Source organism: Streptomyces aurantiacus (assembly GCF_027107535.1).
Lineage (GTDB): Bacteria > Actinomycetota > Actinomycetes > Streptomycetales > Streptomycetaceae > Streptomyces.
This window is the reverse complement of the sequence record NZ_CP114283.1, coordinates 1395175-1408449: the sequence shown is the minus strand read 5'-3', so window position 1 is coordinate 1408449 and position 13275 is coordinate 1395175. Positions and strand designations below refer to the sequence as shown.

15 protein-coding genes and 2 tRNA genes are annotated in these 13275 nt (G+C 67.8%); 2 read left to right on the top strand and 15 right to left on the bottom strand.

Annotated features, from left to right (window positions below; all coding sequences use genetic code 11):
• The first annotated feature begins 52 nt into the window (after window positions 1–52).
• Window positions 53–994: a hypothetical protein gene (locus tag O1Q96_RS07945; protein WP_269247481.1), complete on the top strand. Its 942-nt coding sequence runs from the start codon at window positions 53–55 to the stop codon at window positions 992–994.
• 1122 nt (window positions 995–2116) lie between these two features.
• Here the strand turns inward: O1Q96_RS07945 and clpX are convergent.
• The 5 genes from clpX to O1Q96_RS07920 form a co-directional block, all read right to left on the bottom strand.
• Window positions 2117–3403, bottom strand: a complete 1287-nt coding sequence (clpX, locus tag O1Q96_RS07940; protein WP_269247480.1) for an ATP-dependent Clp protease ATP-binding subunit ClpX — start codon at window positions 3401–3403, stop codon at window positions 2117–2119.
• A gap of 160 nt (window positions 3404–3563) precedes the next feature.
• The gene (locus O1Q96_RS07935; RefSeq protein WP_269247479.1) at window positions 3564–4244 is read right to left on the bottom strand and encodes an ATP-dependent Clp protease proteolytic subunit; all 681 of its coding nucleotides are present in this window, start codon (window positions 4242–4244) and stop codon (window positions 3564–3566) included.
• 112 nt (window positions 4245–4356) lie between these two features.
• Window positions 4357–4962 carry an ATP-dependent Clp protease proteolytic subunit gene (locus tag O1Q96_RS07930; protein WP_107016456.1) on the bottom strand — a complete coding sequence of 202 codons (606 nt, stop codon included), beginning with the start codon at window positions 4960–4962 and terminating at the stop codon, window positions 4357–4359.
• Window positions 4963–5386: 424 nt separating this feature from the next.
• Window positions 5387–6814: a trigger factor gene (gene tig, locus O1Q96_RS07925; RefSeq protein ID WP_269247478.1), complete on the bottom strand. Its 1428-nt coding sequence runs from the start codon at window positions 6812–6814 to the stop codon at window positions 5387–5389.
• A gap of 188 nt (window positions 6815–7002) precedes the next feature.
• A tRNA-Pro gene (locus O1Q96_RS07920) sits at window positions 7003–7079 on the bottom strand.
• Between the two features lie 152 nt (window positions 7080–7231).
• Here O1Q96_RS07920 and O1Q96_RS07915 point away from each other — a divergent pair.
• A tRNA-Gly gene (locus tag O1Q96_RS07915) sits at window positions 7232–7305 on the top strand.
• A gap of 66 nt (window positions 7306–7371) precedes the next feature.
• Here the strand turns inward: O1Q96_RS07915 and O1Q96_RS07910 are convergent.
• From O1Q96_RS07910 to O1Q96_RS07865, 10 genes are all read right to left on the bottom strand, one after another.
• On the bottom strand, window positions 7372–8541 hold the full coding sequence (locus tag O1Q96_RS07910; RefSeq protein ID WP_269247477.1) for a tyrosine-type recombinase/integrase: 1170 nt from the start codon (window positions 8539–8541) through the stop codon (window positions 7372–7374).
• The gene (locus O1Q96_RS07905) at window positions 8541–8747 is read right to left on the bottom strand and encodes an excisionase family DNA-binding protein (RefSeq protein ID WP_269247476.1); all 207 of its coding nucleotides are present in this window, start codon (window positions 8745–8747) and stop codon (window positions 8541–8543) included. The genes O1Q96_RS07910 and O1Q96_RS07905 overlap by 1 nt, the downstream gene beginning before the upstream one ends.
• Before the next feature lie 2 nt (window positions 8748–8749).
• Window positions 8750–10138, bottom strand: coding sequence for a replication initiator protein RepSA (gene repSA / locus O1Q96_RS07900; protein ID WP_269247475.1), 1389 nt, complete (start codon window positions 10136–10138; stop codon window positions 8750–8752).
• Window positions 10135–11175 (bottom strand): DNA cytosine methyltransferase, encoded by a 1041-nt coding sequence (locus O1Q96_RS07895; protein ID WP_269247474.1) that lies wholly within the window; start codon window positions 11173–11175, stop codon window positions 10135–10137. Before O1Q96_RS07895 ends, repSA begins: the two co-directional genes overlap by 4 nt.
• Window positions 11172–11417, bottom strand: coding sequence for a hypothetical protein (locus O1Q96_RS07890; RefSeq protein WP_269247473.1), 246 nt, complete (start codon window positions 11415–11417; stop codon window positions 11172–11174). Before O1Q96_RS07890 ends, O1Q96_RS07895 begins: the two co-directional genes overlap by 4 nt.
• Window positions 11418–11422: 5 nt before the next feature.
• A complete protein-coding gene (locus O1Q96_RS07885) occupies window positions 11423–11602 on the bottom strand; it encodes a hypothetical protein (protein WP_269247472.1) in 180 nt (59 codons plus the stop codon).
• A 94-nt stretch (window positions 11603–11696) separates the two neighbouring features.
• Window positions 11697–11987 carry a SpdD protein gene (locus tag O1Q96_RS07880; protein ID WP_269247471.1) on the bottom strand — a complete coding sequence of 97 codons (291 nt, stop codon included), beginning with the start codon at window positions 11985–11987 and terminating at the stop codon, window positions 11697–11699.
• Window positions 11988–12010: 23 nt separating this feature from the next.
• Window positions 12011–12166 (bottom strand): hypothetical protein, encoded by a 156-nt coding sequence (locus tag O1Q96_RS07875; RefSeq protein WP_269247470.1) that lies wholly within the window; start codon window positions 12164–12166, stop codon window positions 12011–12013.
• 15 nt (window positions 12167–12181) lie between these two features.
• A complete protein-coding gene (locus O1Q96_RS07870) occupies window positions 12182–12370 on the bottom strand; it encodes a mobile element transfer protein (protein ID WP_269247469.1) in 189 nt (62 codons plus the stop codon).
• Window positions 12371–12389: 19 nt separating this feature from the next.
• Complete coding sequence (locus tag O1Q96_RS07865) at window positions 12390–13052, bottom strand: DUF2637 domain-containing protein (RefSeq protein WP_269247468.1); 663 nt, start codon at window positions 13050–13052, stop codon at window positions 12390–12392.
• Window positions 13053–13275: the final 223 nt, after the last annotated feature.

Below are 13275 nucleotides of genomic sequence, written 5' to 3'. Positions count from 1 at the left end.
CCCTTGGGTCAGGATGTTCGGAACACATAAGCATCTGGAGGGGAACCCAGGAATGAGCTACAACCAGCCGGGCCCGTACGGCGGGCAGCCCCAGCAGCCCGGACCGTACGGTCAGCCGGGTCCTTACGGCCAGCAGCCGCAGGCCCCCCAGCCCGGCTACGGATACCCGCAGCAGGCGCCCGGCCAGCAGCCGGGCTACGGGTACCCGCAGCAGACCCCTCCCGGGGTTCCTCCGCAGCAGCCCGGCTACGGCCAGCAGCCTCCGTACGGCCAGCAGCCTCCCGGCGCCCCGTACGGTGCCCCGATGCCGCCGGCTCCCGGCGGGGGCAAGAAGAAGACCGGCCTCATCATCGGCGCGGTGGCGGTCGTGGCCGCCGTAGCCGTCGGCGCGTACTTCGTCGTCGGCAGCGGCAGCGGCGGCTCCTCGGACGTCGCGGACGACGGCCCGCACAAGCTGACGACTCCGGCGACGGTGCTCGGCGAGTACAAGAAGGCCGACGGCGCCTCGGACGGCATGACCAAGTCGGACCTGAAGGACGCCGCTTCCTGGGGCGTGAAGAACCCCAAGGACGTGAGCGCCACTTACCAGTCGGGAGACAAGGACAACCCGCTGGCAGGCAAGATGATCTCCTTCGGCGGTGTGTACGGCGACATCAAGGACCCAGAGAAGGCCGTCGACGGGTTCTTCGCCTTTATGAAGAAGGACTCCAAGGACGAGGACGTCACCTTCACCGGCAGCCCGAAGGCGTACACGCCGAGTTCGCTGGAGGGCGCCGTCCTGAAGTGCCAGGAGGCCAAGGTGGACAACGGCGGCGGCGCCGCGGGTGAGCCCAAAGAGATGAACGTGACGTACTGCGTCTGGGGCGACCACAGCACTCTCGGCTTTGTGATGCCCATGGAGTTCTCCGATGTCGCTGCGGGCAAGGGCTCGGTTCCCTCGGAGGTTGCCGAGACCACCGCCAAGGTCCGCGAAGAGGTCCGCGTCAAGATCTAGAATCGCATCTTGCTAGCGGCGATAGGGTGCTCAGCGATTTCGCTGAGCACCCTATCGCCGCTCGTCAGCATAAAAATCTGCGCTACTCAGGCTTTCACATTCTCACTGCAATCAGGCGCGAGTGCATGCTGGCTGTGAATGCGCCCCACTGACCCCCGCTTGCGCGAGCCCAAGGAGACAGTAGGGATTGGGGTATCTACCCGGATTGGTGAGAGCATCATAGTTGCATGCAGCCCTCACTTTGGGACCGACCACGTAGCCTTTGCTCGCTATATAGTTGACGCAAGCGACTTGGTCTGCCTGCGCCACCGTGGCTGTCACCAGCGGCATTACCCCCGCCGCCGCAGTCACACTCAATGACGCCACGATATGCTTAAGCTTCATGTCTATACCTTTCGTTTCTCACGACAAGGTGAATCGACCTTGCTGCTGGCAAGCAGATCATGCGGGTTACGTGCGATTCCAGAGCAAGACGGGAAATTGGCTCAATTGACGATGCCTCGCATCTGTGCCTGATACGCAACGTTACTCAAAGAAGTAGGCCGCCAACCAGGGGTAATGCATGAAAATCGCCAGGCTGTGTCACGCCCTCCAGGCATGACCCGTTTCCTCTGCTGATCACAACCTGGCTGGATTCAACATCGCTGGCCCGCGCCTCTGCGGACAGGTGACCTCCCCCTTCCAGTTTTATCTCCGCTTGCAACGCTCGAGCCATTTGCGTGTGTCGATCGGCTCCCCGTCTTGACCGCCGATCCGACAGGAACCTTCAGTAGTGCGAGTCACCTCGGGCGGTTGGAGTGAGTTTCACCTTGCCGGGAAATGAGGTGAACCTGTTGCGGCGGTTGGCGACCGAGGAGCAGGCTCTGCATTAGCAAGTCCGGCTTGCAGCCGCCGATGTGCCCGGATCGCCGAGGGCGGGTTCCCTTCGGTCAGACACGTCCTGGCCGGGGCCAACCCTGCTGCTTCACCGCATTGGCTGAAGAGTGCAGGTTCAGTCCGGAAAGCCACCGAGCGGGACGAGTTGAGTATCGCACCGTGGAAGGCAGGCATTCGCGAATGCCGCGATCAGCAAAGAAGTGCCCGGCGAAAATTCGCCGGGCACTTCATCGGTTGTTGCAAATCCTACGCCGTCTTCTGCTCGCCCGGGCCGCGGCCCCGCGCCTCGCGTGGGATCAGCGTCGGGTTCACGTTCGAGCGGACCACCTCCGAGGTGATGACCACGCGGGCCACGTCCTTGCGGGACGGGACCTCGTACATCACCGCCTGGAGGACCTCTTCCATGATGGCGCGCAGGCCGCGCGCGCCGGTCTGGCGGAGGATGGCCTGGTCGGCGATGGCTTCGAGGGCCTCGCGCTCGAAGTCCAGCTCCACGCCGTCGAGTTCGAACAACTTCTGGTACTGCTTCACCAGCGCGTTGCGCGGCTCCACCAGGATCTGGAGGAGGGCCTCGCGGTCGAGGTTGTGGACCGACGTGATGACGGGCAGACGGCCGATGAACTCGGGGATCATGCCGAACTTCACCAGGTCCTCGGGCATGACGTCCTCGAAGCGGTCCTTCGCCTCCAGCTCCTTCTTGGAGCGGATCGTCGCGCCGAAGCCGATGCCCTTGGCGCCCGCGCGGGACTCGACGAGCTTCTCCAGACCCGCGAAGGCACCGCCCACGATGAACAGGACGTTCGTCGTGTCGATCTGGATGAACTCCTGGTGGGGGTGCTTGCGTCCGCCCTGCGGCGGGACGGAGGCGGTGGTGCCCTCCAGGATCTTCAGCAGGGCCTGCTGGACGCCCTCGCCGGACACGTCACGCGTGATCGACGGGTTTTCGCTCTTACGGGCCACCTTGTCGATCTCGTCGATGTAGATGATGCCCGTCTCGGCCTTCTTGACGTCGTAGTCCGCTGCCTGGATCAGCTTCAGCAGGATGTTCTCGACGTCCTCGCCGACGTAGCCGGCCTCCGTGAGCGCCGTCGCGTCGGCGATGGCGAACGGGACGTTCAGCATGCGGGCCAGGGTCTGGGCCAGCAGCGTCTTGCCGGAGCCCGTGGGGCCGAGCAGGAGGATGTTGGACTTCGCCAGCTCGATGGCGTCCTCACGGTTCTGCCCCGTGCTGTTCTCGCCGGCCTGGACCCGCTTGTAGTGGTTGTACACCGCGACCGAGAGGGCCTTCTTGGCGGACTCCTGGCCTACGACGTACCCCTCGAGGAACTCGTAGATCTCACGAGGCTTGGGAAGTTCCTCCCAGCGCACCTCGCTCGTCTCCGCGAGCTCTTCCTCGATGATCTCGTTGCAGAGATCGATGCACTCGTCGCAGATGTACACACCAGGGCCTGCGATGAGCTTCTTGACCTGCTTCTGGCTCTTGCCACAGAACGAGCACTTGAGCAGATCGCCGCCGTCACCGATGCGTGCCACGGTGTGCTTCCCCTTCGCCTGGGAGACGCCTAGGTCCAGCGGCTCCTGGTGCTGCCTTATGTCCGACGGTACCTTGCCGGGCCCCCCGTTCGGGCCCCCCTTGGCGCGGTTCACTTTGTCGTGAACCGCGTCAAGGAGCGGCTGACGATACAGCGATGCGTCACGCGACCGAGGCGTTGTTCATCTTCCGGGTCGAGATGATCTGGTCGATCAGGCCGTACTCGAGCGCGTCCTCGGCCGTGAGGATCTTGTCGCGCTCGATGTCCTCGCGGATCTTCTCGATCGGCGTCGTCGAGTGCTTGGCCAGCATGTCTTCCAGCTGACCGCGCATCCGGAGGATCTCGTTGGCGGCGATCTCGAGGTCCGAGACCTGGCCGCGGCCGGTCTCGCTGTAGGGCTGGTGGATCAGCACGCGCGCGTTCGGAAGTGCCATGCGCTTGCCCGGTGTTCCGGCCGCGAGGAGGATCGCGGCGGCCGAGGCCGCCTGACCCATGCAGACCGTCTGGACGTCCGGCTTCACGAACTGCATCGTGTCGTAGATCGCGGTGAGCGCCGTGAAGGAGCCGCCGGGGCTGTTGATGTAGACCGAGATGTCGCGGTCGGGGTCCATCGACTCCAGGCACAGCAGCTGCGCCATGACGTCGTTGGCGGAGGCGTCGTCGATCTGCACGCCGAGGAAGATCACGCGCTCCTCGAAGAGCTTCGCGTACGGGTCGTACTCACGGACGCCCTGCGAGGTGCGCTCGACGAAGCGCGGGATGACGTAGCGGGACTCCGCGCGTGGGCCGGTGTACTCGGCCTCCGCGCGGGCGTAGAGGCCGCTGCCGGGGAAGTCGTTCACTGTGTCTCCTGGAAAGCCTGATAAGGGCTGAGGCGGTCGGCTGTGGGCTCGGAGGGGCTGGTGTCGGCCCACGCCCGGCGCCTGGAGGGGCGAACGGGCGCGGACCGCCGACCTACGCCGCTCCGGTGCCGCCGCCGCCCGGCATTCCGGCAGCGGTGGGCATGATGTCGTCGATGAGGCCGTACTCCTTGGCCTCGATCGGGTCGAACCAGCGGTCCCGGTCGGAGTCGCGGGTGACCTGCTCCACGGTCTGGCCGGTGTGGAACGAGGTCAGCTCCGCCATCCGCTTCTTGGTGTGCAGCAGCCGCTCGGCGTGGATCTTGATGTCCGACGCGGAACCGGCGAGGCCGGCCGAGGGCTGGTGGATCAGGATCTCCGCGTTCGGCAGCGCGAAGCGCTTGCCCGGAGTACCCGCACTCAGCAGGAACTGGCCCATGGAGGCCGCCATGCCCATCGCGATCGTCACGACATCGTTCTTGATGTACTGCATGGTGTCGTAGATCGCCATGCCGGCGGTGATCGAGCCGCCGGGGCTGTTGATGTAGAGGTAGATGTCCTTCTCCGGGTCGGAGGCAAGGAGCAGCAACTGTGCGGTGATCTTGTTGGCGATGTCGTCGTCGACCGCCTGGCCGAGGAAGATGATCCGCTCGCCGAGCAGCCGGTTGTAGACCTGGTCGCCGAGGCCACCACCGATGGGGTCGCCGGCGGCTGTGGGCATCAGATTCGTCACGTATCCACCTGCTCGTCTTACGACGGCGCCGGGCCGTCTACACGTCTTCTGCTGGGGGCGTGGGACCCCGTGTGCGTGCCGTGTCGGACGGCTCCGGGGACTCCCCTGCCCTCGTACTCATGGACCCTAACGCGCGGGTCCCTCCGGGGAATCCCGGAGAAGGAACTGTTCGCTGTGAGCGCATGCGCTCCGCTGGTCGGGCAGGGAATCGCCGGGCTCAGCCCGGGCTTCCCGGGGGCGTGGGGAACTGCGCGCCCAGCCCCCCGCGGGGCCGCGGCCGCGTCTGCCACGGGTGGTCCATCGGCGGGTGCGGCTCGTCGTGGGTTGCTCGCGCGGTTCTCCGCGCCCCCGGGAAGGCCCTACGGGCCCCCAGGACGATTCCTGAGGGCCCGTAGTACGTACTGCGAGACGATCAGGCCTCGGACTTCTCCTGGGAGGCTGCCGGAGCGTCGGCGGCCTCGGTGGCCTTCTCGGCCGCTTCCTCGGTCGAGCCCTCGGCAGAGGCCTCCGCGGAGACCTCGTCCTCGTCCTCGTCGTCCAGGTCCACGAGCTCGCCGTTCGTGTCCTTGACGGTGGCGGCCTCGACGACCACGGCCAGGGCCTTGCCGCGGGCGACCTCGCCGACCAGCAACGGAACCTGGCCGCCCTCGACGACCTGCTGGGCGAACTGGTCGGGGGACATATTGGAGGAGGCGGCCCGCCGCATGAGGTGCTCGGTGAGCTCCTCCTGGTTGACGTTCAGCTTCTCCTTGTTGACGAGCTCGTCCAGGACGAACTGCGTCTTGATGCCCTTGACCGCGGCTTCCTTGGTCTCGGTGTCGAACTCCTCGGCCGTCTTGCCCTGGATCTCGAGGTACTTCTCGAGGTCGAGGCCCATCTGGCCGAGCTGGTGGTGCTCCAGGTTGTGCTTGCGGGTGTTGATCTCGTCCTCGAGGAGCTTCTCGGGGACGGGCACCTCGACGAGCTCCAGCAGCTTCTCCAGGACGCGCTCCTGGGCCTGCGTGGCCTGGTCGTACTGCTTCATGTTCTCGAGACGCTTGCGGCTGTCCGCGCGGAGCTCCTCGAGGGTGTCGAACTCCGACGCGAGCTGCGCGAAGTCGTCGTCCAGCTCGGGCAGCTCACGCTTGGCGACCTGGGTGACCTTGACGGTGACCTCGGCCTCCTTGCCGGCTGCCGAGCCGCCCTTGAGCTCGGAGGCGAAGGTGGCCTCGCCACCGGCCTCCACGCCCTTCACGGCGTCGTCGATGCCGTCCAGCAGCTCGCCGGAGCCGATGGTGTAGGAGACGCCGCTCGCGACACCGTCCTCCAGGACCTCGCCGTCGACCTTGGCCTCCAGGTCGAGGGTGACGACGTCACCGTCCTCGGCGGCACGCTCGACGGGAGCGGTCGAGGCGAAGCGCTCACGCAGCTCCTCGACGGCCTTGTCGATGTCCTCTTCGCTGACCTCGACGGCGTCGACCTCGACCTCGATGCCGGAGTAGTCCGGGATCTCGATGGTCGGGCGGACGTCGACCTCGGCGGTGAAGTTCAGCGTCTCGCCGTCCTTCAGCTCCGTGATGTCGACCTCGGGCTGGCCGAGGACGTTCAGCTCGGCCTCGTTGACCGCGTCGGTGTAGAACTTCGGAAGCGCGTCGTTGACCGCTTCCTCAAGAACCGCACCGCGGCCGAACCGCTGGTCGATGACGCGCGCCGGAATCTTGCCCTTCCGGAACCCCTTCACCGTGACCTGCTGGTTGATCTTCTTGTACGCCGCGTCGAGGCTGTCCTTGAGCTCCTCGAAGGGCACCTCGATGCTGAGCCGAACCCGGGTCGGGTTCAGGGTCTCCACGGCGCTCTTCACGGTTCGGTCTCCTTGGGGGCTGACTTCTTCGGGTTCTGCTGACGTTCTCCGTCGGATACGGCGGAGCCTCAGCGGATTTGGCGGGCCCTTGAGGGACATGAAAATGCAGACACACGGGCGCGCAGTTTGCATACTAGCCGCAGGCGGTACACGCCCCAAAAGGTGATCTTGCCGGTGGTCCGGCACGGTGGTCGGGGTGGCGGGATTTGAACCCACGGCCTTCCGCTCCCAAAGCGGACGCGCTACCAAGCTGCGCCACACCCCGTCTGGTGCGACACGTAGGGTACATGCCCACGGACAGTGCGGTGCCCGCATTTCCCGCGGCGCCCCCGCCGTCCGGGCGGGGTGTGCGGCCAGGGGGCGCGACCCGCTACGATGCTTCCGTGCCGCGCGTCACTGACCTGCGGCGCACGCTGTGCGGGCGTAGCTCAATGGTAGAGCCCTAGTCTTCCAAACTAGCTACGCGGGTTCGATTCCCGTCGCCCGCTCCATATGACGTAGGGCCAGGTCAGAGGTCGAATCCTCTGCCTGGCCCTCGTCGTTTCCGGCGGCTCCGATCAGTCCGCCGTGTCCCCCGCGTGCCCCTTGGGCTTTCGATCTTGCTTCTTCTTGGCCTTCCGAGCTTTCTTCCGGCTCTTGTCGACAAGACCGCTCACCGCATCGGCAATCAGCCGGTCACGGTCAGCACTCGCGTGCTGATAGATCAGCGCGGCACGGGCGGTGCTGTGGCCCATCCGGGACATCAGCTCTCGCGTGCTCGCGCCGGTTGACGCGGCGAGAGTGTTGCCCGTGTGCCGGAGATCATGGAAGTGCAGGCCCTTGATACCGGCGTCCGAGCACGCCGTGCGCCACAGCCGATTGAAGTGGTTCCGCCGCGGGGTCGCTCCCTTGGCACCGATGAAGACCCGCCCATCGGCCCCCTGCTCCGCGTACACGCCCAGGTGGACGCGGATGTCCGCGATGATCGCCCCCGGAATGGCAACCGTCCGCTTGCCCGCAGCGCTCTTGGGTGCCTTGATCTCGCGTTGGCCGTTGTTCAGCTCGGCCACGGCACGGCGGACGCGTACGGCCCCGTGGTCGAGGTCGACGTCCCGGCGGTGCAGCCCGATCAGCTCGCCCCAGCGCAGACCGAGGAAGCCGGCCATGAGGACGAGCGCCCGGTAGCGCGGTTGGATCGCATCCGCCAGGGCGTACACCTCCTGCACGGTCGCGGTGGGCCGCTCCGGGGTGTGCACCGTGCTCGCACCCTTGATCGTGCACGGGTTGCGCCTGATCATCTGGTCGGCCACGGCCGTGCCCAGAATCGCGCGCAGCAGGGCGTACGCCTTGGCCACGGTCGTGGGACCAGTGCCGGCAGCAAGCTTCGCGGCACGCCAACGCCGCACGAACGGAGGCGAAATGTCCACGACGTTGACCGCCCCGAAGGTCGGTTCGAGGTGGTGCCGCAGCAACGAGCGGTAGAGCTGCCGGGTCGTCGTGGTCAACTCCCGTTCCGTGATCCAGGCAGCGGCGTACGGGCCGAACGCCACCTTCCCGGCATCCGGGTCGTGCCAGTCGCCACGGCGCATCTCCGTCTGCTTGTCGGCCAGCCAGTCATCCGCGTCCCGCTTGGTGCGGAAGGTCTCCGGAGCAGGCCGCAGGAGTCCGTCAGGGCCGACGTAGCGAGCCTGGAAGCGACCGGACGGGAGTTTGCGTACACGGCCGAACTGTCGACGCCCACCGGCCATCAGGCGACCGCCCGCAGAGACGTGCCTGAACGGCGGGGCTGCACCGTGTTCGCCTCGATCATTGCGAGCACGACGCTCTCGCGGATGCGGACATGCCGACCCACCTTCACGTACTCGATACGCCGTTCCTCGATCAGCCGCCGGGGGAAGCGCACCGTCGTTCCCAGTAGTTCGGCGACCTCCACCACGTCCATCAGTCGATCCATGTTCACTCCTCCCCCTGGGCATCGAGGTCGTACAGGGCTTCGCGTGCGGTTTCGCGGTTCTGTTGGATGTCGCGGCGGATGTTGGCGGCGAGCCAGGATTCGCCGGGGGTGTAGCCGTGGCCGGCGTAGGTCCAGTGGGAGAGCACGAGGGTGGTTGCCTCCGGGTGGTCGTCAGGGTCGGGCAGACCGAGCGCGGCTCGTTGCTGAGCTGCGCGGTAGTCGGCGCGGACCTGGCGGAGGGCGCCGAGGGTGGTGGAGTAGCGCCGGGATTTGGTGGAGAAGTGGCCGCGGAAGCCGAGCATGTGAGCCCAGTCGCGGAGCTTGCGTTCCGGGTAGAGCGCATGCAGGTCTAAGCACGCCTCGATCAGCCGGCGGGGGTGGTCGGGCACGCCGAGCAGGACAAGGGCTTCCTTGTTGCCGATCCGGCGGTCCACGGTGCCTGTGGTCTCGGCTGCTTTGGTGGCGTACTTGGCGACGTAGGAGGCCACAGCCTGTTCGGTGAGATCTTCGCCATTGCCGAACGCCCCGATCGGCTGCACATCGAGCTGCGTACCCCAGCGCAGGGTGCGCGCCGGCTGGCCACCGGCCGGGGCTACTTCGACCGCGACGCGGGCCGCGGCGGCATGGATCGAGTCGGTGAGCAGGTCGAGGGTCGCCCAGGGCGGGGGCGGGGAGTCAGGCCCGTCCGGTCCGTCGAAACGGATCACTGCGTGGAAGTGGACGGCTCCGCGCTTCTGGTACTCCGCGACCTTCCCGAACGACAGCCGGGACTGTTCCCGGGCGTCCTTCTGGGTGAGTCCGGCCCGCTTGGCGATCTCCCGGCAGAGGTAGATCGTGAAGTAGCGCCACAGGTCGGAGGCGTGGTTGTTCCACAGCACCGCCCCGGCGTAGTCGTACGTTGCCGCGTCGAGCGGGGTGCCCAGCTCCGGGGCGTCCTCGGGGTGCCGGTGTCCGCAGCGGCACGGCCGGTTGCCGGGCCGGTTGTGGACGGGTCCGAAGGATGGGGCGGTGAGGGTGGCGAACACCCGCGGGTGTTCGCGCACAGTGTGCGGGGTGCCCTTGGCCGGGTCGCCGGTGAGTCCCGCGCGGATCAGGTGGTAGGTGTCTCCGGCGTAGGTCCAGGCGCAGGCCGGGCAGCGCGAGGCGCGGCGGTTGCCGCAGGCGATGCGGAGCATGCCGCCCGGCTCGTGCTCGGTCGAGTACGCGTGCAGGACGGTCTTGGTCGTCGGGTCGATCGTCTTCGTGGCGCCGGTGAGGCGGATCGGGTCGGAGCATCCTCCGGTGCGGCGGATCTGGTCGTGCCAGCGGTCGAAGTCGGCCGAGCCGGCCACCCTCAGTACGTCGGTGAGGGTGGCCGGGTCGAGGCCCGCCAGGGTGGCGGCGTCGGTCACGCGGCCACCTCCAGCGCCGCGGGAACCAGGCGGCGAAGAGCGGCGGCGGCGAGCAGCGGCGGGACGGCATTCCCGATCTGCAAGGAGCGCTGCCCTTTGTTGCCCTGGAAGGGGTAGCCGTCGCGGAACGACTGGAGGCGGGCGCCCTCGTCGGGTTCGAGGTTGAGGTGTCCGGCGGTCTGCTTGCCTCCGACGTGGCCGACCGTTCCGGACACGGTGTAGGCCGGGCGCTTCCATGCCCAGTGGCCCGGGTTGTCCATGGCGGCGCGCATGGCTTTGCGGGAGGCGTTGCCGAAGGGTTCGGCGCCTCCGGTGCGGGTGCCGCCGCCTGTCACGGTGGGGGCGGGGCGTTGGGTGTAGCCCCAGCCGAGAGCATCGGCCATGGTCACCCATGGCTTCAGGGCGGGGCCGAACAGGGTGTCAGCACCCGCGTCTTTGCTGTGGGTGGGCTCAGGCGGTGCGGCAGACCGGTGCCTGGAGGCGAGCAGGAAGGCGCGGCGCCTGGTCTGGGCAACGCCGTAGTCGGCTGCATTGAGGACGCCGGTCCATGCCGAGTAGCCGAGGCTGTGCAGGATGTTGGCCGTGTGGGCGAACAACGGTGCGACCGCGGGGACTTGCTCCAGGGCAATCCACTCCGGGCGCAGGTCCAGCGCGTAGCGCAGGGGTTCGACGACCAGGAGGGAGCGCGGATCGGTGCAGGCGGCACGGAGCGCGGTGCGCGTGTCGTGTCCACGGGCGAGGTCGTCAAGGCCCTGGTGGCACAGGTCCATGTCATCGTTGCCACCGTGGTGTCCGGCGGCGCTGAAAGGCTGGCAGGGAGCCGAGCCCGCCAGCCCGGTCACCTTCCCGCAGAACGGCGCAGTGGGGTAGGCGGCGACATCGGCGCGAATCGTCGTGTGACCCGCGGCGGTGCGTGTGGCACAGGCAGCGGCATCGATCTCGATACCCGTGTCACGCTGACCAAGCAGTCGCATCCCCTCAGACCAGCCGCCAGGACCCGCAAAGAGGTCCAGAACGCGACCCTGTGCGGCGTTCATCGGGCACCGTCCTTGCGGCTCTTGCGCGGGGGGTCCGAGTGGTAGCGGGCGGTGCCCAGGTCGTGTCCCTCGTGCTGGTGGCGGGGTGCGGCGGGGTTGCGGTCGTTCCAGTCCTCCGCGCACACCTTGTGGACCGGTTCCCCGTCGTGGGAGCGCAGTGGGGTGGGCTTGCCGCACTGGGTGCAGGGGCAGTCGCCGCCGTGGTCGAAGTGCTGGCCGGAGTTCCAGTTCAGGAGTCCCATGCCCGTCACCTCCCGGCCGAGAAGGCGGCGGCGGGGGCGGTGTGGCCGGTGCCGTTGCAGGTCCGGCAGACGACCACGAGGGTGGTACGAGAGCCGTCGCGGTCGCGAGTTCCAGTGGTGATCGCGGCCGTGGCGAAGCCCTTGCAGTCGCGGCAGACGGGCGTGTTCGGGACGTGCTGAGGCATGATGAGTGAGCCCTTTCGGGTCCGTTGGATCTGGATGGGGTGGAGGCGCCCGGAGCGGACGAAACTTGGCGGTAGAGGCCGCTCCGGGGGCCGTTCAGCGGTGGTTGTTGAGGTCCTTGACCAGCGAGCGCAGGACGACCGCACACACGGCGACGGAGACACCCGTGATGGCGACCGCGAGAAGCATCGAGACCAGGACCGCGCCGACGACGAGGACCACGGCGCCACCGCCGGCCGCGAGGGCGAGCGCACTGCCAGGGGTGAGCTGGACCACCGGCCGTGCCGGAGCTGGTACGACCGGAGCCGAGACGGTGGCCGCGGGGACCGGGGCGGTCTGTGCCGGGGGCGGTGCGGTGTCGGGGATCGGGTACTTCGGGGTGAACACGATGGGTGTCCCTTCGGATCGGGTTACTTGATCGCCGTGCCGACAGCGGGGCCGAGGAAGCTGCCGGCGATGAGGAAGCCGCCGAGCAGGAGCACGGCCACCAGCCACAGCGGCGGACGGGCGAGTTTGACGCCGAGCCATCCGACGATGAGCAGGGCGAGCCACAGCGGAACGTCCATGACAGAGGTCTCCTCTCAGGCCTTGCAGCGGTGGGTGCGGGCAGCGAGTTCGGCGCCGGATCGGTCGGTGTAGTCGGCGGAGAATCCGCAGCCGGGGGCGGTGCAGGCCGCCGTGTGCTTGTTCCGGCCGCGCCCGTCGTAGTAGGTCGCGACCTGGACCGGTCCGAAGCGGACCACGTCGCGGAAGCGTCGGTAGGCAGTCACGGACGAACCTCCCTTCCTGTCAGGTGAGTTGGAGTTGAGCCGTGATGGCATTGGTCATCGGCGCGGGTAGTTGCAGCCGGGCCGAGAGAGCGTCGGCGGGCATCGGCGATCCGGTCGAGGCACGGTGCGCGTCGGCGATCTTTCGGGCGTGATCCAGGAGCGCGGCCGGAACAGCAGGCGCGTCAGCCGGAGCCGGCGTCGGTGCGGGGGCCAGTTCCGGCACCGGGGCAGGAGCAGGTGCGGGGACGGGTTCGTCGGTGCGGTGCACGTCGACTTCCGGCGCGGCGGGTTCCTCCACAGCCTGTGCAGGAGCGGCCGGTTCGGCCGGTGCATGGACGAGGAGAGTTCCGCCGAGGAAGGCCAGGGCGGGCCAGCCGGCGACGAGGATGCACAGCCATGCCGGCACGTGCTTCAGGTCGAGGAGTCCGGCGGTGGCGATGTTCGCACCCAAGGAGGCGATCAGAGCGATGACGAACCATGTCCAGGCTGCCTTGTCCTGGCGGGCCGTACGAAGTCGGCGCCAGGCAGCGACGAGCAGCAGGTCGACCGAGACCGGGTAGGCCCAGGCTTTCCAGCCGGTCTGTCCGGCGGCTTCGGCAACGTCGTGCAGGTGGGCGAAGGACAACGCGCCGGCGATGACGGCTTGTACGAGTACCGCATCCACGCGGATCGAGCGGGGCATGTCCTCACCTCCTTCGCAGTTGGGCCAGGGGCGGGGCGGGAATCGGTGTCCAGCCGCCCGGCCCCGGCGCTGATCAGTCGGGGGCTTGACCACTGCCAAGGCAGTTCAGGCACAAGCCGGTCTGCTGGCCGACCACGCGATGCCGGCGACCGACACGGACCGTGCGGGAAACCTCGCCGGAGCCCATACACACCGGGCAGTCCGTCACTTCCGGCGCAGGAGC

Excerpts from the sequence above, each read along its gene's own strand:
- O1Q96_RS07945 (WP_269247481.1), top strand. The coding sequence starts at position 53 with ATGAGCTACAACCAGCCGGGCCCGTACGGCGGGCAGCCCCAGCAGCCC.
- O1Q96_RS07930 (WP_107016456.1), bottom strand. The coding sequence starts at position 4,962 with ATGCCCACAGCCGCCGGCGACCCCATCGGTGGTGGCCTCGGCGACCAG.
- O1Q96_RS07910 (WP_269247477.1), bottom strand. The coding sequence starts at position 8,541 with ATGGCCGGTGGGCGTCGACAGTTCGGCCGTGTACGCAAACTCCCGTCC.
- O1Q96_RS07905 (WP_269247476.1), bottom strand. The coding sequence starts at position 8,747 with ATGGATCGACTGATGGACGTGGTGGAGGTCGCCGAACTACTGGGAACG.
- O1Q96_RS07895 (WP_269247474.1), bottom strand. The coding sequence starts at position 11,175 with ATGAACGCCGCACAGGGTCGCGTTCTGGACCTCTTTGCGGGTCCTGGC.
- O1Q96_RS07890 (WP_269247473.1), bottom strand. The coding sequence starts at position 11,417 with ATGGGACTCCTGAACTGGAACTCCGGCCAGCACTTCGACCACGGCGGC.
- O1Q96_RS07885 (WP_269247472.1), bottom strand. The coding sequence starts at position 11,602 with ATGCCTCAGCACGTCCCGAACACGCCCGTCTGCCGCGACTGCAAGGGC.
- O1Q96_RS07875 (WP_269247470.1), bottom strand. The coding sequence starts at position 12,166 with ATGGACGTTCCGCTGTGGCTCGCCCTGCTCATCGTCGGATGGCTCGGC.
- O1Q96_RS07865 (WP_269247468.1), bottom strand. The coding sequence starts at position 13,052 with ATGCCCCGCTCGATCCGCGTGGATGCGGTACTCGTACAAGCCGTCATC.